Source organism: Rhizobium sp. CAU 1783, assembly GCF_054551725.1.
The window spans coordinates 871,704-892,193 of record NZ_JBTOLM010000001.1 but is presented as its reverse complement, the minus strand read 5'-3'; the positions used below and the strand labels follow the sequence as shown (position 1 = coordinate 892,193).

Annotated in this window: 17 protein-coding genes; 9 read left to right on the top strand and 8 right to left on the bottom strand. The window is 63.9% G+C overall.

From position 1 onward, the window contains the following. Position 1: 1 nt before the first annotated feature. Both ACX93L_RS04025 and ACX93L_RS04020 read right to left on the bottom strand, forming a co-directional pair. A complete protein-coding gene (locus tag ACX93L_RS04025; protein WP_459403639.1) occupies positions 2-1,378 on the bottom strand; it encodes a serine hydrolase domain-containing protein in 1,377 nt (458 codons plus the stop codon). A 99-nt stretch (positions 1,379-1,477) separates the two neighbouring features. Further along, complete coding sequence (locus ACX93L_RS04020) at positions 1,478-3,025, bottom strand: putative bifunctional diguanylate cyclase/phosphodiesterase (RefSeq protein WP_459403638.1); 1,548 nt, start codon at positions 3,023-3,025, stop codon at positions 1,478-1,480. A gap of 140 nt (positions 3,026-3,165) precedes the next feature. On the opposite strand from ACX93L_RS04020, the gene ACX93L_RS04015 reads away from it, so the two are divergent. From ACX93L_RS04015 to ACX93L_RS03995, 5 genes are all read left to right on the top strand, one after another. Further along, a complete protein-coding gene (locus tag ACX93L_RS04015; protein ID WP_459403637.1) occupies positions 3,166-4,413 on the top strand; it encodes a BtaA family protein in 1,248 nt (415 codons plus the stop codon). Further along, on the top strand, positions 4,413-5,087 hold the full coding sequence (locus ACX93L_RS04010; RefSeq protein WP_459403636.1) for a class I SAM-dependent methyltransferase: 675 nt from the start codon (positions 4,413-4,415) through the stop codon (positions 5,085-5,087). Before ACX93L_RS04015 ends, ACX93L_RS04010 begins: the two co-directional genes overlap by 1 nt. Before the next feature lie 134 nt (positions 5,088-5,221). Continuing rightward, a complete protein-coding gene (locus tag ACX93L_RS04005) occupies positions 5,222-6,007 on the top strand; it encodes a glycoside hydrolase family 25 protein (protein ID WP_459403635.1) in 786 nt (261 codons plus the stop codon). A gap of 226 nt (positions 6,008-6,233) precedes the next feature. After that, positions 6,234-7,418: a lytic murein transglycosylase gene (locus ACX93L_RS04000; RefSeq protein ID WP_246701677.1), complete on the top strand. Its 1,185-nt coding sequence runs from the start codon at positions 6,234-6,236 to the stop codon at positions 7,416-7,418. A gap of 134 nt (positions 7,419-7,552) precedes the next feature. Next, positions 7,553-8,470, top strand: coding sequence for a DMT family transporter (locus tag ACX93L_RS03995; protein ID WP_459403634.1), 918 nt, complete (start codon positions 7,553-7,555; stop codon positions 8,468-8,470). Between the two features lie 452 nt (positions 8,471-8,922). On the opposite strand, the gene metF is transcribed toward ACX93L_RS03995, so the two are convergent. From metF to ACX93L_RS03975, 4 genes are all read right to left on the bottom strand, one after another. Beyond that, a complete protein-coding gene (gene metF, locus ACX93L_RS03990) occupies positions 8,923-9,831 on the bottom strand; it encodes a methylenetetrahydrofolate reductase [NAD(P)H] (protein WP_459403633.1) in 909 nt (302 codons plus the stop codon). Further along, positions 9,832-10,839, bottom strand: a complete 1,008-nt coding sequence (locus ACX93L_RS03985; protein WP_459403632.1) for an ArsR/SmtB family transcription factor — start codon at positions 10,837-10,839, stop codon at positions 9,832-9,834. It lies immediately after the preceding gene. Positions 10,840-11,047: 208 nt separating this feature from the next. Then, entirely contained in the window at positions 11,048-12,697 is a 1,650-nt protein-coding gene (gene ettA / locus ACX93L_RS03980; protein WP_459403631.1) for an energy-dependent translational throttle protein EttA, read from the bottom strand. Positions 12,698-12,814: 117 nt separating this feature from the next. Further along, complete coding sequence (locus ACX93L_RS03975) at positions 12,815-14,602, bottom strand: hypothetical protein (RefSeq protein ID WP_459403630.1); 1,788 nt, start codon at positions 14,600-14,602, stop codon at positions 12,815-12,817. Positions 14,603-14,737: 135 nt separating this feature from the next. Here ACX93L_RS03975 and ACX93L_RS03970 point away from each other — a divergent pair, with 135 nt between their 5' ends. The 4 genes from ACX93L_RS03970 (at position 14,738) to ACX93L_RS03955 (ending at position 19,620) form a co-directional block, all read left to right on the top strand. Continuing rightward, positions 14,738-15,670 (top strand): alpha/beta fold hydrolase, encoded by a 933-nt coding sequence (locus ACX93L_RS03970; RefSeq protein WP_459403629.1) that lies wholly within the window; start codon positions 14,738-14,740, stop codon positions 15,668-15,670. A 130-nt stretch (positions 15,671-15,800) separates the two neighbouring features. Next, positions 15,801-16,757 carry a DMT family transporter gene (locus ACX93L_RS03965; RefSeq protein WP_459403628.1) on the top strand — a complete coding sequence of 319 codons (957 nt, stop codon included), beginning with the start codon at positions 15,801-15,803 and terminating at the stop codon, positions 16,755-16,757. Positions 16,758-16,768: 11 nt separating this feature from the next. Next, complete coding sequence (gene caiB, locus ACX93L_RS03960; protein ID WP_459403627.1) at positions 16,769-17,971, top strand: succinate--glutarate CoA-transferase; 1,203 nt, start codon at positions 16,769-16,771, stop codon at positions 17,969-17,971. After that, positions 17,968-19,620, top strand: coding sequence for a thiamine pyrophosphate-binding protein (locus ACX93L_RS03955; RefSeq protein ID WP_459403626.1), 1,653 nt, complete (start codon positions 17,968-17,970; stop codon positions 19,618-19,620). Before caiB ends, ACX93L_RS03955 begins: the two co-directional genes overlap by 4 nt. Before the next feature lie 75 nt (positions 19,621-19,695). Here ACX93L_RS03955 and ACX93L_RS03950 read toward each other — a convergent pair whose 3' ends face one another. Continuing rightward, positions 19,696-20,037, bottom strand: coding sequence for a RidA family protein (locus tag ACX93L_RS03950; protein WP_169587182.1), 342 nt, complete (start codon positions 20,035-20,037; stop codon positions 19,696-19,698). Between the two features lie 56 nt (positions 20,038-20,093). Continuing rightward, complete coding sequence (locus ACX93L_RS03945) at positions 20,094-20,432, bottom strand: protein tyrosine phosphatase family protein (protein ID WP_459403625.1); 339 nt, start codon at positions 20,430-20,432, stop codon at positions 20,094-20,096. Positions 20,433-20,490 lie beyond the last annotated feature (58 nt).

Sequence of the window (20,490 nt, the reverse complement as noted above, 5' to 3'; positions counted from 1 at the left end):
GTCAGTTCTGCAGGGCTTCCGAAACCGCCTTCACCAGCCTTTGCGGGCGATAGTTCAGCTTTGACGGCGTAAGGCCGAGCCGGACGACGACGAGCCGTTCCGAAGGAACGATGGCGATAACCTGGCCGTCATGCCCCTGCAGCCAGAAGGTCTCGGGCTTCAGGCGAAAGCTCTCGTCCGCCTCGTCTCCCGGTCCGACATTCCAGGCCTGGATCTCCGTATAGAGACCGCCCGAGGCGGCGGTAGGTCGGCGCATCGCCGCGACGAAGTCCTCCGGCAGAAGGCGCGTGCCGTTCCATATCCCGTCATCGGCCAGCAGAAGACCGAAGCGCGCCCAGTCCCGCGCCGTCGCGTAGAGATAGGAACTGCCGACGAAGGTCCCGGCCGCGTCGGCTTCCAGGACAGCGCTCGACATGCCGAGCGGTCCGAACAGAGCGGCCCGCGGATAGCCGAGCGCCGTCGCGCGGTCGCCGAGCCGGTCCATCCAGATACGGGCGAGAAGCACGCTTGATCCGGAAGAATAGGAGAACTGTTGTCCGATCTCGTGGATGACAGGCTGGGCAGCGGCGAAGGCTGCCATGTCAGGTTCGAGGTAAAGCATGCGCGTGACGTCGGCGACGTCGCCATAGTCCTCGTTGAACGCGAGCCCGCTTTCCATCGCCATCAGATCACGAAGCCTGATCGCCTTGTGCGCCGGATCGGTCCAGCCCTCGAAAAGCGCCTGGTCATCGAGACCGATGCGGCCCTCCTGCACGAGGCGGCCGATCACAGCCGCGTTGACCGTCTTCGCCATCGACCAACCAAGCAGCGGGGTCGAAATGTCGAAGCCGTCGCCATAGGCCTCGCCGACGATCCGGCCGTCCTTGACGACCACAATCGCGCGCATCCCGGGGCCTCCGAGCGCCGGATCGGAAAGCACGGCGTGAAGCCGGCGATCGCCGACATCAACCCCCTCGCCTTCCGGCCAGGTACGGGTAGCATTGGCCGGCAGCGTTGCGGCCGCAGCCGGCTCCGCGATGGTGAGTGCCTTTTCCACGTCGCCGTCCGGAACGCTCGCGCAACCGAGGCCGTTGCGGTAGACCGCGGTTCCTGCGGCAAAAGCGCCGAGCATGCGGGCCGTAACGAGCCTGCGCTCCGGATCGACGTCCACAGTCACCAGCTTGAGCAGCGGGTGGCCAGGCGCCTGGACGTCCTGCGCCAACACCGCCTCCGCATCGCGCCCGGCGATGAAGACGTTGGAGCAGACGATCTTGGCGGCATAACCCGTGCCGACCCGCAGCAGTTCCGGAGGAGCCGCGGTCAGCCACAGAAACAAGCCGGCGACGACCATCACCAGCAGCATCACGAACCCGCGAACCAGTTTGACGAACAGCCGCATCCAAGCCTCCCCCGGTTGTCCTGCCCGCCCATGCAATCAGGATTTTCGACCGCCCGGAAGCCCATAAACGGGTCAAGTCAGAGCTTGCACACGGATTTCTCAGCCGGCGACAGCGAAACGCAGATTGCCCGGACGCTGCATCTCTCTGACCTTCGCCGGACTGACAGGCCGTGAAATCAGAAAGCCCTGCGCCTCCGATATGCCGAGCTTGCGGACGAAGTCGAGCTGGCTCTCCGTCTCGATACCCTCGATGGTCGTGTCGATCTGGAAGGTTTCCGAAAGCCGGTGGATCAGGTCGATCAGGCGAGCGTCGCGGTTGCTTTCCAGCATCTCCCGCGCGAACGACCGGTCGATCTTGAGCTGGTCCAGCGGAAAGAGCCTGAGATTGTTGATCGACGAGAAACCCGTGCCGAAATCGTCGAGCGCGACGCGGACCCCGAAGGCCCGCAGCTCCTCGAGGCTGCGGCAGACGAGATTGATGTCGACGGAGAACACCGCCTCCGTCACCTCGATCGTCAGCCGGCCGGGCGCCAGCCCCGTGCGTGCAAGGCAGGATTTCACATGGTCGACGAAACGGCGATCCTTGAACTGGTCGCCCGAAACGTTGACACCGACGCCCGTCGGCGACGGCCAGCGCGCCGCTTCCCGGCAAGCATGTTCGACCACCCATTCGCCGATCGCGTGGATCATCCCGGTCTTCTCCGCAATCGGGATGAAGACCTCGGGCGAGATCGTGCCACGCACGGGATGGCGCCAGCGCAGCAGCGCTTCGAAGGAGCGAAGCCGGCCGCTTTCGACCCCGATGATCGGCTGGTATTCGAGGTAGAACTCGTCGTCTTTCAGCGCGCGCGCCAGATCCCGTTCGATCTCGCTTTGGAGCAGCGCGGCCTCGGCCAAACTCTCGTCGTAGAAGCAATGGCTTGCCCCGAAAACTTCCTTGGCCCGATAAAGCGCAAGCCGGGCGCGCAGCAGAACGTCGGAAAGGACCCGGTCCTCCGGCGCGACCAGAGTAACCCCGATGCTCACACCGCTCACCACCCGGCCCCTGCCGAGTTCGTAGGGCGCAGCGGTCGCGGCCTCGAGATCGCGGCAGAGCGCGGCGACACCGGCATGATCCTCACCGGCGCCGACCAGCAGCACGAATTCGTCACCGCCGAGCCTGTAGAGCTTTCCGCGCACCCCTGCCGTCGTCGCGACGCGTTCGGCAAGGCTCTTGAGCAGCTCGTCTCCGGCCGCCTGACCCATGGTGTCGTTGACGAACTTGAAGCGGTCGAGATCGAGGACGAGCAGCGCGCACCGGGCAGAACCCGAGAAATCGTCCTCCAAGGCAACTCGGTTGCCGAGCCCGGTCACTCCGTCGCGCCGCGCGGCCATCTGCAGCGCCAGACGTCCCTCCTCCAGTTCACGGATCTGTTGCTGCAGATGGGCGCGATGGCGCTCTATCCGGATGGCAAACAGGCCCGCGGTCAGCGGCAGCGCCAGCATCGCCAGGCCGAGGGGATCGAACAGGAGGTCGGTGAAGATCGACGCCGGCTCGGGAGAGCGGGCAGCGGATAGAATGTATGTCATCGGCGCCAGCGCACCGAAAGCCGAGCCGGCGAAAACATATCGCCCGATGGAGCCCGACAGCAACGTACTTAACATCATGTTAATCGTCCCCGTAAACTTCTAAGAGAATTAGGGCGAAACCGATTAACGATCGGTTATCGCAAGCGCACAGGCCGCGTCATCAAACTGTAGCAGTGCCCGTCTAAATCCCGGAAACGCTCAACGGATGACGGATAAAGATGACCGACCTTGCACCCGATGCCGGCTTTCGCAGGAACCGCAAACTCAAGGACGCGCTGCTCCAGCACAAGCCGTTGACCCGGGACGGTCTCTCCGAGCGCCTGTTCGAACTTCTCTTCTCCGGCCTCGTCTATGCCCAGATCTGGGAAGACCCGGAAGTCGACATGCAGGCGATGGAACTCGCCGAAGGCCATTCGATCGTCACGATCGGTTCCGGCGGCTGCAACGCGCTGGCCTACCTGTCCCGCCACCCCTCGCGCATCGACGTCGTCGACCTCAATCCGAACCACGTGGCGCTGAACCGGCTGAAGCTCGCTGCCTTCCGCCACCTGCCGGATCACGCGACCGTCGTCCGTCATTTTGCCGCCGACAACAGCCGGACGAACAGCCGCAACTTCGACCGCTACATTGCGCCCTATCTCGATGCGCAGACGCGCGACTACTGGACCCGCCGCGGCCTCACCGGCAAGCGCCGCATCGCCGCCTTCAACCGGAACTTCTGCCGTACCGGCCTGCTCGGCCGTTTCATCGGCGCCGGCCACGCAATTGCCCGTCTTCATGGCGTGCGCCTCGACGAGATTACTCAAGCCCGGACGCTCCGCGAGCAGCGCCAGTTCTTCGACGACCGCATCGCCCCGCTGTTCGAAAAGCCGCTGATCCGCTGGATGACCAGCCGCAAGAGCTCGCTCTTCGGCCTCGGCATTCCGCCGCAGCAGTATGACGAACTGGCCAGCCTCTCCGAAGGCGGCACGATTGCCCCGGTGCTGCGCCACCGGCTGGAAAAGCTCGCCTGCCATTTCCCGCTGAAGGACAACTACTTCGCCTGGCAGGCCTTTGCGCGCCGTTACCCCGAGGCCCATGAAGGAACGCTGCCGACCTATCTCAAGGCCGAGAACTACGCGGCGATCCGCGCCAATGCCGAGCGCGTCACGGTCCACCACGCAAACTTCACCGAGCTCCTTGCCGGCAAGCCGGCGCTCAGCGTCGACCGCTTCGTTCTGCTCGATGCGCAGGACTGGATGAACGACGGCCAGCTCAACGAACTGTGGAGTGAGATCACCCGCACCGCCACGCCCGGTGCCCGCGTGATCTTCCGCACCGCAGCCGAGAAGAGCGTAATCGACGGTCGCCTGCCCGAGACGCTTGAAAGCCAGTGGACCTATCACGCCGAGCGCTCGGCCGAACTGAACAAGCTCGACCGCTCGGCCATCTATGGCGGCTTCCACATCTACGAGAAGACGGCCTGATGGATGCCGAAGCGAGCGGACAGGTGAGCCGACAGGCGATCGACGCCGAACATGCGGAGCGCATGGACAGCATGTACCGCTACCAGCGGCACATTTACGACCTGACCCGCAAATACTACCTGTTCGGGCGCGACCGCATGATCGGCCGGCTCGACGTGCCGCGTGACGGCACGCTCCTGGAAGTCGGCTGCGGCACCGGCCGCAACCTGCTGCTCGCGCATCGCATCTACCCGACCGCCTGCCTCTGCGGCCTCGACATTTCCGCCGAAATGCTGATCTCGGCGCGCGAGAATTTTCGCGGCAAGCCGGTCAAGCCTGAGCTTGCGGTCGCCGATGCCACCGCCTTCACGGCGGATGCCTTCGGTGTACAAGGCTTCGACCGGATCATGATCTCCTACGCCCTGTCGATGATCCCGGAATGGGAAAAAGCGATCGAGGCCGCGGTGGGGGCGCTGAAGCCCGGCGGTTCGCTCCATGTGGTGGATTTCGGGCAGCAGGAAGAGCTCCCCGGTTGGTTCCGGCGCCTGCTGCAATCCTGGCTCGCCCGCTTCCACGTCACGCCGCGCGCGACGCTTCGCGAAGCCCTTGAGGCTCAGGCGGATGCCGTCAATGCACGCCTAGAATTCGAGCCGATCGGGCGCGGCTATGCCTGGCATGCGATAATTCGCACCTGAACCCCACCGGCACAGTTGAAAATAACCGATATTTAAGGATGATGGAGGCAAAAGGAGGTTTGCGCCTCTTTTGTACTTGCGTGTTGCGCACCGTCACAGGGGCATAGTGTCGACTTCGATCTGATGGATTACCCATGCGGTGGCTTTTCCTTGCGCTCCTGCCGATAACGCTGTCCTTCAGCGGCTGCACCTCGGCCAGCTATGACCTGATGGAGACCGCCTCCATTTCGCAGCCGCGCTTCCAGGATACAGATCCGCAGGATTTCGGCGCCAACAACCCGAATCGCCACAAGGTCCACGGGATCGACGTGTCCAAGTGGAACGGTGACGTCGACTGGTACAAGGTGCGGAAATCGGGCGTCTCCTTCGCCTTCATCAAGGCGACCGAGGGCAAGGACATCGTCGACCCGCGCTTCGATGAATACTGGCGCCGCGCGGCCGCAGCCGGCATCCCGCACGCACCCTATCACTTCTACTATTTGTGCTCGACCGCCGACGAACAGGCCGACTGGTTCATCCGCAACGTGCCCAAGGCTTCGATGCATCTTCCGCCGGTGCTCGACGTCGAATGGAACCACACGTCGAAGACCTGCACCTACCGCCCGAGCGCGATGACGGTACAGGCCGAGATGAAGCGCTTCATGGACCGCATCGAGGCCTATTACGGCAAGCGACCGATCATCTACACCTCCGTCGATTTCCACCGCGACAACCTTGCCGGCGCCTTCCAGGACTATCACTTCTGGGTCCGCGCCGTGGCCCAGCATCCGGGCGAGATCTACCCGGATCGCCGCTGGGCCTTCTGGCAATACACCTCGACCGGCGTCATTCCGGGCATCAAGGGCGAAACCGACATCAACGTCTTCGCCGGCACGGAAAAGAACTGGAAGAACTGGGTGGCCGCGGTCTCCAGGAAGTGACGCCAGCGTCCGACGCGGCATGCTCCGCATCTTGCGGACACCGGCGACAAATTTCACGATCCGATCTCGCTTTGGCCAAAAAGACGGCCGATATCACTCCTCTCACGTATCGTCCCCGGCGTCGCCCGCCGGGGACGGTTTTCGTCAAGCCTTTCACGATGCCGACGCATCCGGCGCCTATGCCTGAGACGCCCGGATGCAGCACCAGAACCGCAAGGAAGATCAAATGAAATCCGTCTCGCGCCTCGCCATAGCCTTCACCTGCCTGCTGTCTGCCACCTCACTCGCCTCCGCGGCCGAATGCGGCGGCGATTTCAATGCCTTTCTCGAGGGCGTGAAGGCCGAGGCGGTTGCTGCCGGGGCTCCGGCCGATGCCGCCGATGCGGCGCTGGCCGGCGCCCAGATCGACCAGAAGGTTCTCTCCCGCGACCGTTCGCAGGGCGTCTTCAAGCAGACCTTCCTCGAGTTCTCCCAGCGCACCGTGAGCCAGGCCCGCCTCGACATCGGCCGCCAGAAGATGAAGCAGCTTGCCGACGTCTTTGCCCGTGCCGAACAGGAATTCGGCGTGCCGGCCGGTGTCATCACCGCCTTCTGGGCGATGGAGACCGATTTCGGCGCAGTTCAGGGCGACTTCAACACGCGCAATGCGCTCGTCACGCTGGCCCATGACTGCCGCCGTCCGGAGCTCTTCCGGCCGCAGCTCCTGAACCTGATCACCATGGTCCAGCACGGCGACCTCGATCCGGCGACCAACACCGGCGCCTGGGCCGGCGAGATCGGTCAGGTACAGATGCTGCCGAAGGATATCGTCGCCTTCGGCGTCGACGGTGACGGCGACGGTCATGTCAACGTCAAGAAGAGCTCGCCCGACGCCATCCTGACCGCCGCCAAGTTCATTGCCCATCTCGGTTTCCGCAAGGGCGAACCGTGGATCCAGGAAGTCACCGTTCCCGACAACCTGCCCTGGGAAAAGACCGGCTTCGACAGCGGCATGAAGGCCGGCGACTGGTTCGCGCTCGGCGTCAAACCGCGCGACGGGAATACCGCGAATGCCGGTCTCGAGGGCGAACTGCTGCTGCCGCAGGGCCGCAAGGGCCCTGCCTTCATGGCCTACCCGAACTTCAACATCTATCTCGAATGGAACCAGTCCTTCATCTACACGACGTCGGCCGCCTATTTCGCCACCCGCCTGTCGGGCGCCGAGCCCTACCTGAAGGGCAATCCGGAACCGGGCATCAGCGACGTCGAGATGAAGGCGCTGCAGACCAAGCTCCAGTCCAAGGGCTACGACGTCGGCAAGATCGACGGCATTCTCGGCGGCGGAACCCGCATGGCCATCCAGAAGGAACAGCAGCGTCTCGGCATGCCGGCCGACGGCTGGCCGACCCCGGCCTTCGTCGCCGCGTTCTGATTAGGCCCGGGAAGGCGGCACCCGCGTGCCGCCTTTCTCCATCCCGGTGCCCGAAACATCGGACGGCAAGTTTCGGGTGGCGAGGGAGACGGTGAGAACTTAAGCCTCGGGCCGACCAACCACGGAGTCTGCCTATGTCGACAGCCATTTCACCCCGCCTGACCATGAAGACCTGGTCGCTCCTGGCCCTGCTAGGCCTGATCTGGGGCGGCTCCTTCTTCTTCGGCCGCATTGCCGTTCCCCATGTGCCGCCCGTCACGCTCGCCTTCCTCAGGCTGTCGATCGCGGCCCTCGCGCTTCATCTCTACCTGCGTGGCAATCTCGGTCTTTATCCGGCCCTCAAAGCCCGCTGGCCGGCCTTCCTGGTGCTTGGACTGATCAACAACGCCATCCCGCATACGTTGATCTTTCTCGGGCAGACCGAGATCGGCGCAGGCCTCGCCTCGATCCTCAATGCGACCACGCCGATCTGGACGGTGCTGATCGCCAACCGCCTGACGGCGGACGAGAAACTCTCTCCCGCCAAGCTGGCCGGAACGCTTGCCGGCCTCGCCGGCACGGCGGTCATGATCGGTCCGAGCGCGCTGCAGTCGGGCAACGCACCGTTGTGGGCGATGACACTGCCGATTCTGGCGGCGATCTCCTACGGCTTCGCCGCCACCTACGGCAAGCGCTTCCGCGACCTGCCCTCACCGGTTACGGCCACCGGCCAGCTGACCGCCTCGTCGCTCATCATGCTGCCGGCGGCCCTGTTCTTCGATCAAGCCTGGCAGGTTCCCTTCCCGCCCCTGACCGCGGTCGCGGCCATTCTGGGCCTGGCGCTGATCTCCACCGCCTTCGCCTATATTCTGTTCTTCCGCATCATGGCGCTTGCCGGCGCGACCAACACGTCACTCGTCACGCTGCTCGTGCCGCCGAGCGCGATCCTGCTCGGCGTGCTCTTCCTCGGCGAGACCCTGCAGCTCACGGACATCGCCGGAATGGCGCTGATCGGAACCGGTCTCGTGATCCTCGACGGACGGCTTTTCACCCGGCAAAAGGCCGTCTCTTGATGCACCGGACATGACCCAAACCGCTGCAGGGAGCAACGGCGAACGCCCCCTGCAACTCACTTTTGTTAATCAACATTAATATCCGCTGATATTCGGCAAGCGGTTGATTTTTCTACATTCGCATAGCGGTGCGACAACTTATCCACTGCCCGGCGCTGCATTGCAGCACATTAATCGCTTTCCTTGCGACACAAAACCGACATATTATCTAACGGTCAACACAAGGAGGCAGACATGGGACTTACGAACTCTCTCAATGTCCTGATCGTCGGTGCGGCGTTTGTGTTTATTGCAACGATGCTGTTCATCTGAACAAGATGAGTTGAACAAGAGGCCATAAGGAACCGTAAGTGGTCAGGCCCAAGCCAGTTGAGCTTTCCAGTTTCAATGAAAGAGGCGCATGATCCGGTCCGGACATGCGCCTTTTTCGTTGTCCGGGCCGAAGCTCTGCCTCAGGCAGCAGCCCCCTTCGAACTGATCGCGTTCGGCTGGAGGCCGAGATTGGCAAGCGTAGCGATCGTCAGTGCCGAACGGTTCATCGAATAGATGTGGAAGTCCGAGATGCCGCGACGGACAAGATCCTCGATCTGTTCGGCCGCCACCTCCGCCGCCACCGCGGCACGCGCCCGCGGCTGGTAATCGAGACCGGCAAAGCGCTCGTCGAGGAAGGACGGAATGCTCGCCCCGCACATCGAGGCAAAGCGCTTGAGCTGCGTGAGGTTCTGGATCGGCATGATGCCCGGAACGATCGGAATGGAGATCCCGGCCGCCCGCACCCGCTCCAGGTAGCGCTCGTAGACGTCGTTGTCGAAGAAGAACTGGGTGAGAGCCCGGCAGGCGCCGTTGTCCACCTTGCGCTTCAGCATGTCGATGTCGGCGGCATCGTCCGGGCTTTCCGGATGCTTCTCGGGGTAAGCGGATACCGAGATCTCGAAATCGCCCAGTTCGCGCAGCCCTGCAACCAGTTCCGCCGCATTGGCATAACCGCCGGGATGGGGCTCATAGCGATTGCCGATCCCCCCTTGCGGATCGCCCCGTAGGGCGACGAAATGCCGGACGCCGACGGCCCGGAACTCCTCGACCACCCGGTGCACCTCCTCTTTCGTCGCGCCGACGCAGGTCAGGTGCGCGGCCGTGCGCAACGGTGTCTCGGCGATCAGCCGCCGAACCGTCGAAAGGGTCGGTTCGCGCGTCGTGCCACCGGCCCCATAGGTCACCGAGACAAAATCCGGGCTCCAGGGCTGCAGGTCTTCGACGGTCTTCCAGAGCTGGTCCGACATGTCCTCGGACTTCGGCGGGAAGAACTCAAAGGAGTAGCGCAGTCGTTCGCCACGCGCTTCTTTCCGATTGTCGACGGCCATTCAGATGCTCCCAGTCACGAGCGCCGGAGCGCGGTCTTCCGAAGCGGCGGGCGCGGATTGAAGGCGCGCCAGCCAGATGGTCACAGTCAGCCCCCGGCTCGCCGAGCCGCCGGGCGGAAGGTCGACGGTCCGCTCGACCGTCAGGCCATGTTTCGCCAGCCACTCCTCCATCGTCTGGTGCGAGAAGCCGAGGCGAAGGTGGGCGTGCTCGTCCCGGAGGAACTCGAGCGAATGCGGAGCAAGATCGACGATCGCCAGACGCCCGCCGGGCTTCAGCATGCGAGCCGCTTCGGCCAGTGCCAGTTCCGGATGAACGAGGAAGTGCAGCACCTGATGGATGATGACAATGTCATATTCATTGCCGTCGAGCGGCAGGTTCAGGATGTCGCCATGGCGGACGGATGCCTTCAGCACGCCGGCCTTGTCGAGGTTGGCGCGGGCGACGGAGAGCATGTCGCGGCTCGCATCGATGCCGGTTGCGCGGCGATAGCTGTTCTGCAGCAGTTGCAGGATGCGGCCCGTGCCGGTGCCGAGATCGAGAAGCGTCTCGACCTGTTCCGGCCCGATCAGCTCGATGAGCTTGGCCTCGACCGCCGCGTCATCGACATGGAGGCGCCGGAGTTCGTCCCAGCCGGAGGCGTTGCGCTTGAAGTATTCCTGGGCGCGCTCGGCACGGGCGCGCTTGACGGCGGCAAGGCGCTCGCCGTCGCGCAGCAGCACCGCATCGTTGTCGCAGGTGGCCGACAGAAGCGTGCGGGCAAGCCCTGCCGCGTCGCCTTCCTGCTTCAGACGGAAATAGGCCCAGGCGCCTTCCTGGTAGCGGTCGACCATTCCCGCTTCGGTGAGCAGCTTCAGATGGCGCGAGATGCGCGGCTGCGACTGGCCGAGGATGTCGGTCAGGTCGGTGACCGTCAGATCTCCGGCCGAGAGAAGGGCAAGCAGGCGAAGACGCGTCGGCTCGCCCGCGGCCTTCAGCAGCTCAACGAGGGCATCGACGCCGAATTTCATGTTTGTCGTCATTTCGAACCCAATCAAGATATAAAGATATCTTTATGTCGGTTCGAATTCTTGTGCAAGTAGCAATTTGGCCGGCAGTGGCGAAAAGCGTCGACGGCGATCCTGGACGCGCCGTCCCGAGTACCGCATGACGAACGGCAGCCTGGCAAGCCGGGTCACAAAAAACCCCGGCCGAAGCCGGGGTTCTGGAAGACTTGCCTTAGCGCGTCAGGCGCTTGTAGGCTTGGCTGCCCGGGTTCAGCGCATCGGGACCGAGGCGGCGGATCTTGTCCTGCTCATAGTCTTCGAAGTTGCCTTCGAACCATTCGACATGGCCGTCGCCTTCGAAGGCGAGAATATGCGTCGCCAGGCGGTCGAGGAACATGCGATCGTGGCTGATGATGATGGCGCAGCCGGCAAAGGCTTCCAGTGCGCTTTCAAGTGCACCCAGCGTTTCGGTATCAAGGTCGTTGGTCGGTTCGTCGAGCAGCAGAACGTTGCCGCCGGCCTTCAGCATCTTGGCAAGGTGGACGCGGTTGCGCTGACCACCCGAGAGATTCCCGACCTTCTGCTGCTGGTCGCCGCCCTTGAAGTTGAAGGCGCCGCAATAGGCTCTGCTGTTCATGTCGAACTTTCCGAGCTTGATGACTTCGGCACCGCCGGAAATTTCTTCCCAAACGGTCTTGTTGCCGTCGAGCGCATCGCGGCTCTGGTCGACATAGCCGAGATGCACGGTGTCACCGATACGGATCGTGCCCTCGTCCGGGGTCTCCTGACCGGTGATCATCTTGAACAGGGTCGACTTACCGGCGCCGTTCGGGCCGATGATGCCAACGATGCCGCCCGGCGGCAGCTTGATCGACAGGTCCTTGATCAGCGTGCGACCTTCGAAGCCCTTGGTGATGCCTTCCAGCTCGATGACCACGTTGCCGAGGCGCTCGGAGACCGGAATGATGATCTGAGCATCGCCGGGACGGATGTTCTCGGCCGCATCAACCAGCTGTTCATAGGCCTTGATACGGGCCTTCGACTTGGCCTGACGGGCTTTCGGGCTGGAGGCAATCCATTCCTGTTCGCGCGACAGGGCCTTCTGGCGACCGGCTTCTTCACGGGATTCCTGCTGCATGCGCTTGGCCTTGGCCTGCAGGTATGCGGAATAATTGCCTTCATACGGAATGCCACGGCCACGGTCGAGTTCGAGGATCCAGCCGGTGACGTTGTCGAGGAAGTAGCGGTCGTGGGTGATCATCATCACGGCGCCAGGATAGTCGCGCAGGTGCTTTTCCAGCCAGGCGATCGTCTCGGCGTCCAGGTGGTTGGTCGGTTCGTCAAGCAGCAGCAAGTCCGGCTGCGAGAGCAGCAGGCGGCAGAGCGCGATGCGGCGGCGTTCACCACCCGAAAGCACGGTGACGTCTGCATCCTTCGGCGGGCAGCGCAGCGCTTCCATCGCCATCTCGACCTGCTGTTCGAGGTCCCAGAGGTTCTGGCTGTCGATGATGTCCTGGAGCTTGGCGCCTTCATCGGCGGTCTCGTCGGAATAGTTCATCATCAGTTCGTTGTAGCGGTCGAGCACGGCCTGCTTGTCGGCCACACCTTCCATGACGTTTTCGAAAGCGGTCTTGTTCGGATCGAGCTGCGGTTCCTGCTCCAGGTAGCCGACCGTCGCACCTTCGGCGAGCCAGGCCTCGCCGGTGTATTCCTTGTCCCGCCCGGCAATGATGCGCAGAACGGTCGACTTACCCGCGCCGTTCGGACCGAGGATACCGATCTTGGCATCCGGGTAGAAGGACAGGTTGACGTTTTCGAGGATCTTCTTGGCGCCGTAGGACTTGTTCAGTCCCGACATGTGATAGATGAACTGGCGTGCCATCGTTGAATTGCTCCGCGGGCGTAAAGGGAATTTGCCCGCTATGTAGAAGAAAGCGGCGAAAGGGGCAATGCAGCCGACCGGTTTTTGTGAGGTGCCCCCCGACGGGGCGTGACGGCGTTACTCGACGGTCGCGTGATCGATGGCGAACAGGCGGAACGCCGAACGCCCTTCGCCGACCGGTGTCAGGCCAGGCCAGCCGCCGCCACCGGCAAGCGCCCGGAAGAGCGGCGCTCCCTCGCCTCCAGCCGGCAGAACCCGGGCGCAGACGGCGACATGGTCGAAGGGAGAAAGGGCTCTGCGCCGGACGTCCCCGTCCACGCTGGTGAGCGCCTCGTAGGTGCGGCGCAACCCCGGCGATGCCCGGTGGAACAGGATGCCCGAAACCGAAATCCCGGGCTGCATCCGCTCGGCAATCGCGATCCCGAGCCCCGGCGGAGCGAGAATCCGGGCGGAAGCGAGCCCGTCGAGCGCGGAGAGATCCGCCCCCTCGCAACGGTCATTGTTCATGAAGTCGACGACGTCGGGCCCGTCCGCAGGCCGGGACGCACCCTGCATCACGGCAACCGCCGCGGGGGTTATCGCCAGCAAAGCACCAGCCAGCAGGGCAAGTCGCCTCTTCCCGCCGATGCCCCACAGCCTCCCCGTCTCGACGGCGGCGGCCGGCAGGAACAAGGTCCCGAGCGCCACCGCGATCGGCGCATAGCGGAACATCGACAGCGCGAGCGCAAGCGCAGAGAGCGCCTGCCCATAGACGACCCAGACAACCCGCCCGTGACCATTCGCGTGACGCAAGAGGCGAAGCCCGGCAAGCCCGAGCACCGCCGCAAGCGCAGTGAGCCGCAGGACCTCGAGCGGCTGCTCGGCCCTCATCAAGGCAACAATACCGCCCTCCTGCAGAACACGCTCGAACCAAAAATGCGCCGAGACCGGGTCGATCATCTGGTACGGCCCGCCGAGGCACGCCCCGAAGAGATACGGAAGGCTCGCAACGGCCGGCAGTGAGAGGCCCACGATGGCGCCGAGACGCAAGCCGGGGCCGACCCGGGTCGGCAGGAACAGGATCACGGATGCGGCCAGGAGTGGCAGGACCGTCAGGACGAAGGCGAACGGCGCCGAGAAACTGTCGCAGGCGGTATCGAAAAGCCCTTTCACGCCAACGAAGGCGCCACCGAGCAGGACGGTCGCGGCAGCGCAGGCGATAAGGAAGGACAGCGTGAAATCCCTGCCCGGCCGGCCACGGACGCACCAATCGAGCACGACCGCCGCACAGCAGATAGCCACGAGCGGCAGGCTCTCGAGCCCGATCACCACGGAAGCGGAAGCTGCAAGCCCGGCGAGCCCTCCTCCGAGCCGATCGGCCCTGACGAGCCCATAGGAGAAGAGGGTCAAGGCGAGGATCTGCGCATTGTGGTGATCGATCCGTCCAGGCACGAATTCAAGGACCGCCGGTGCGGCAAGGATCAGGATGAGCGGGAGATGCACCACATGCAGGGGACCAAGACCCTCCCGCGCCAGACGATGCAGGATGGCGGCGACCAGTCCGCAGAACACGGCGAAGAGCATGGGCGGCCAGACCGCGAAGGCAAGCTGAACGGCCTCCGCCGGCCCAGTGAACAGCTCGCCGAGCCGCGCGAGGATGACATAGGGAAGATCCACAAGCCGCGACCAGGGCGAAACATAGGGGTCCGGCATCTGGATCCCGGCAAGCGTGCGGTCGAACCAGCGGCCGTCCTGTAACAACTGCCGGACCTCGATACCCCGCAGGGCATCGTCCACGTCGATCTTCTCGAACCGGCCGTCAAAACCGTCGAGCGCCATCTGGAGAAAGCCGACCAAAAGCAGGACGATCAGCGGCAATCCGCGGGAAAGCCCGAGACCTTTGCGATTGCCGACTTGCAAAACCATCAAGGCCCCCGTTCTATGACCCTGAAAGAGGCAGGGTCGCACAGGAAACTAGCCTCGGGCGGCTTAACGCCGCATAAATGGGGAAGACCACGGTCGGCGGTGGGTGTCCGCACGGGCGTGGCAAAGGGGGAAGTCATGTTTGCCGAGACCAGACGATTTTCGAGCCCGAGCGGCGCCTTGATCGCCTATCATCACCAGCGGGCGGAAGGAAATGCCCGCGGCATCCTGCTCGTCTGTCATGGCCTGATCGAACACTCCAAGCGTTACCGCGGCTTTGCCCGGGCGATGGCCGAGCGGGGCTTCCACGTCTTCGCCCACGATCATCGGGGGCACGGCGAGACACTAGCGGCAGACGCACCGATCGGCCGTTTCTCCGAGCGCAGCGGCGCTGTGAAGACGGTCCGTGACGTCAAGGCGATGCGCGACATGACGGTCGAGGAATATCCCGGCCTGCCGGTCCTGCTCTTCGGTCACTCGATGGGCGGGCTCGTCGCCCTCAACACCGCGATCAGCCATCCCGAGGCATTCCAGGCCGTCGCAGTGTGGAACTCCAACTTCAACCCTGGGCTCACCGGCCGCCTCGCCCAGGCGGTCCTTTCGATCGAACGGATGCTGAAGGGCTCCGACGTACCGAGCGCCATTCTGCCCCGCGCCACCTTCGAGGCCTGGGGCCGCAGCATTCCGGGGCACCGGACCCCGTTCGACTGGCTGTCACGCGACCCCGAAGAAGTGGACCGCTACGCCGCCGATCCGCTCTGCCGTTTTCCGGCCAGCGTCTCGATGTGGAGCGATGTGCTGGCGCTCGCCTTCCGCGGCAGCCGGTCCGCGCTGCTCGACTATCTTCCCCGCTCTTTGCCTATACATCTCGTTGGCGGCGGCAAGGATCCGGCCACCCGCGGCGGCCGCGACGTGCTCTGGTTGTCCGACCATCTGAAACGCCTCGCCTTCGGCAATGTCACGACCGTGATCTATGACGACATGCGCCACGAGACGCTGAACGAGATCGACCGCGAAAAGGCGATCGGCGATTTCTCGGGCTGGTGCGAAAAGGTCTTTCCCGCCGCCTGATGCGCGCCTCGCCCACCTGCCGGTTCGGCCCGGCATACGGGCTTGATATTCGCTTGGCGATGCCGAAACGGAATGATCCCATGAGAGAAATTCAAGTGTCTCCGAGGGGATAGCCCGCTATACAAAGACCATGAATCCATCCTCCGCGAGCCCCGCCACGACTGAGCCAAAGACCCGGATCCTGAACGGCCTCGGCCTGATGGTGATCGCGATGCTCGTCGCGCCCTTCATCGACGTCTTTTCCAAGCTCGCCACCTCGTCCGCTTCGCCGACCCTGATCACCACGGGGCGCTTCCTGTTCCAGGCGATCTTCATGCTGCCTTTTGTGATCATGAACGGCACATGGCGGGAATTTTCCTGGAGGCTGAGCGGTTACCACGCCATCCGCGCCGGAATTATCACGGTCTCGACGATCTGCTTCGTCGCAACGCTTGCCGTCATGCAGGTTGCCGATGCGGTCGCCATCTTCTTCGTCGAGCCGATCATCCTGACGGTTCTGGCCAGCGTCTTCCTCAAGGAGACGATCGGCTGGCGTCGCTACACGGCCTGCGCCGTCGGCTTCCTCGGCGCGATGATCGTCATTCGGCCGAGCTTCGAAATGGTCGGCCCCATTGCCGTTCTGCCGGTGGTCACCGCCTTCTGCATCGCCGTCTTCGCGCTGATGACACGCGCGCTCTCGCAGCGGGAAAACCCCTGGGCCATGCAGTTCCAGATGTCGCTCTGGGGATTGCCGATCTGCGGCCTGCTACTCGCCTTCGGCAGTGTCAGCGGCATCGATTTCCTCGAACCGTCCTTGCCGAGCGCAATGACGCTGACCTGGATCGCCTGCGTCGGCCTCGCCGCAGCCCTTTCCGGCATCCTCGCCGTCTACGCCTACCGGGTAGCGCCCGCCTCGGTACTCGCACCGCTGCAATATCTCGAGATCGTCTCCGCCACGCTGTTCGGCTGGCTGGTGTTCGGCGACTTCCCCGATCCGATCAAATGGCTCGGCATCGCCATCATCATCGGCTCGGGCCTCTACATCGTCTGGCGGGAGCGCCGCTTCTCCTCCAAGCCGGTTTCCGACAGCGAGCCCATCGCCCCATGACAGGATCACCCATGACAGAAAAGTCGAAGAAAAAGCCGCCGCTTGCCGGAATTCGCGTGATCGAGCTTGCCCGTGTTCTGGCCGGGCCCTGGGCCGGCCAGATGCTCGCCGACCTCGGTGCCGACGTCATCAAGGTGGAAAATCCGGAAGGCGGCGACGACACCCGCGCCTGGGGCCCCCCCTTCGTCGAAGGCAAAGACGGCGAGAACCTGTCGGCCGCCTATTACCACTCGACCAACCGCAACAAGCGCTCGATCGCCCTCGACTTCCGCTCCGGCGAAGGCCAGGAGATCGTCAGGCGGCTGGTCGCCACCGCCGACGTGGTCATCGAGAACTTCAAGCTCGGCGGCCTGAAGAAATACGGCCTCGACTATGAGAGCCTGAAGGCGATCAATCCGAAACTCGTCTATTGCTCGATCACCGGGTTTGGCCAGAACGGCCCCTATGCCGAGTTCGCCGGATACGACTACATCGTCCAGGGCATGTCGGGCTTCATGTCGATCACCGGCGAGCCGGACGGCCAGCCGATGAAGGCCGGCGTGGCGATCGCCGACATCTTCACCGGCATCTACGCCGTCACCGCCATCCAGGCCGCGCTGATCCATGCGATGAAGACCGGTGAAGGCCAGTTGGTCGACATGGCGCTGCTCGACGTGATGTCCGGCGTGCTCGCCAACCAGAACATGAACTACCTGATCTCCGGCAAGGCGCCGGTCCGCCTCGGCAATGCCCACCCAAACATCAGCCCCTACGAGGTCGTTCCAACGGCGGATGGCCACCTGATCCTCGCGGTCGGCAACGACGGCCAGTTCAAGCGCCTATGCACCATTCTCGGCATCGACGCCGTCGCAGAGGACGAACGGTTCGCCACCAACAAGGCGCGCGTCGCCAACAAGCAGGAAGTCCGCCGGATCGTGATTGCGGAAACACAGAAATGGTCCAAGCGCGACCTCTTGACCGCCTGCGAGACGAATGCCGTACCGGCCGGACCGATCAATTCGATTGCCGAAATGTTCGACGATCCGCAGGTCAAGGCACGCGAACTGCGCATCGAACTCGAAGATGCCGACGGCACCGTCATTCCGGGGGTAAGAACCCCGATCGTGCTGTCGGAGACCCCGCTGCGCTACGAGCGCCCCAGCCCGCGGGTCGGCGAACACCAACAAGAAATTCTCGCCGAACTGGCAGAGATCGAAAGGGAGAGAAACCAATGAAGAAGACTGGCGGGGAACTGATCGTCGAGGCTCTCAAGGCCAATGGCGTGGAACGCGTCTCCTGCGTGCCGGGGGAAAGCTATCTCGCGGTCCTTGATGCGCTGCGCGACAGCGGCATCGAGACGCTGGTCTGCCGGCAGGAAGGCGGCGCCGCGATGATGGCCGACGCCTGGGGCCGCCTGACCGGCAAGCCCGGCATCTGCATGGTGACCCGCGGCCCGGGCGCGACCAACGCCACCGCCGGCCTGCACATTGCCAAGCAGGATTCGATCCCGATGATCCTCTTCATCGGCCAGGTCGGACGCGACATGCGCGAGCGCGAGGCCTTCCAGGAAGTGGAGTATCGCCGCGCCTTCACCGAGTTTGCCAAGTGGGTCGGCGAGATCGACGACGCCCGTCGCATCCCGGAATTCGTCACCCGCGCCTTTGCCGTCGCGACCTCCGGCCGCCCCGGCCCGGTCGTGCTGTCGCTGCCGGAAGACATGCTGGTCGACGAGGTCGAGGCACCTGCCGCCAAGCCCGCACTCGAGGTCGAGGCCCATCCCGGCCCCTCGCAGATCGCCCGCCTCGGTGAAATGCTCGCCGCAGCCAAGCGCCCGATCGCCATCCTCGGCGGCACGCGCTGGACGAAAGAGGCGGTTGCCGATTTCCAGGACTTCGCCAACCGCTGGAAGCTGCCGATCGGTTGCTCCTTCCGCCGCCAGATGCTGTTCGATCACCTGAACCCGTCCTATGCCGGGGATGTCGGCATCGGCATCAACCCGGCTCTCTCGAGAGAGATCAAGGACGCCGACCTCGTGCTGCTGATCGGCGGCCGTTTCTCCGAGATGCCTTCCTCCAGCTATACGCTGCTCGACGTCCCCTACCCGTCCCAGACCCTCGTGCATGTCTTCCCGGACCCGTCCGAACTCGGCCGCGTCTATCGCCCGGATCTCGCCATCTGCGCCGCACCGGTCGAGTTTACCGGCGCGCTGAAGACGCTTGCCGCACCCAGAGATCCGGCCTGGGCGACCCGCACGGAAGCCATGCACGCCGCCTATCTCGCCTGGTCGACGCCGCCGACCCAGGGCCCCGGACCAGTCCGCATGGGTCCGATCATGGACTGGATCGAAGCCAATACCGAAAGGGACACCATCTTCACCAACGGCGCCGGCAATTATGCCACCTGGGTGCACCGGTTCCACCGCTTCCGTGACTTCGCAACCCAGGCCGCTCCGACCTCCGGCTCGATGGGCTACGGCCTGCCGGCCGCAGTGGCCGCCAAGGCGCTGCATCCGGAGCGCGAAGTCATCTGCTTCGCCGGCGACGGCTGCTTCATGATGCACGGCCAGGAATTCGCGACCGCCATCCGCTACGATCTGCCGATCATCGTCTGCCTGGTCAACAACGGCATCTACGGCACGATCCGCATGCACCAGGAGCGCGAATATCCGGGCCGTGTCAGCGCCACCGACCTCACCAACCCCGACTTCGCCGCCTTCGCCCGCGCCTATGGCGGCCATGGCGAAACGGTCGTGACGACGGAAGACTTTGCCGGCGCCTTCGAGCGCGCCCGCGCTTCCGGCAAGCCGTCGATCATCGAGATCAAGCTCGATCCGGAGGCGATCACGCCGATGAAGACCTTGACTCAGATTCGCGAGAAAACCTGACAACCCACTTAAATCAAAAGCAAAAAGGCCGGGATCGCTCCCGGCCTTTTCGTATTTCGAAAGACGACGCGCCGATCAGATGGCGGCGGTGACGATGAACTCGACCTTGTAGTCCGGGGTCGCCAGCGCGGCTTCGCTGGTGGCGCGTGCCGGCGGATTCTTCGGGTCGATCCAGGCTTCCCAGACGGCGTTCATTTCGCCGAAGGTCGACATGTCGGAGAGGTAGATGATCGTCTGCAGGATCTTCGACTTGTCCGAACCGGCGAGAGCCAGCAGGCGCTCGACTTCAGCCAGAGCCGACTTCGACTGTTCGGTGACGGAAACGCCGTCGCCGACCTGGCCGGCGAGATAAACGGTGTTGCCGTGAACGACAGCGCCGCTCATGCGGGCGCCCGGCTCGATACGCTTGATGGTCATGGAAAATACTCCTGTTTCATGGAAAGGCGAAGTGTCGATGGCGGCGAGCGAAGCGCTCAGCCGCGAAGATGCAGGCTCTTCTGGTAGGTCGCGGTCGAACGCGCCCCGGAGCGGCAATAGCCGAGCATCGGCCGCTCGAAATCGTCGAGCGCGTCCACCATGCCGGTCACAGCCTCGGGCGTCACGCCCATCGGGCCGACCGGCACATGGGCGATCTTGAGGCCAAGTTCCTCGGCGCGCGCAGCGATCTCGGCAAAAGTCGGCTGGCCGGCCTCTTCACCGTCGGGGCGGTGGCAGACGATGGACTTGAAGCCGAGCGCCTTGATGGTGTCGAGATCGGCAACCTGGATCTGGCCGGTTACGGAATATTCGTCGTCGATCTGCGAAATGTTCATTGGGCGCTCCCTGCTTTCGAGGGCCAAACATCTACGATGCGTGCAGGCGGGCGTCAAT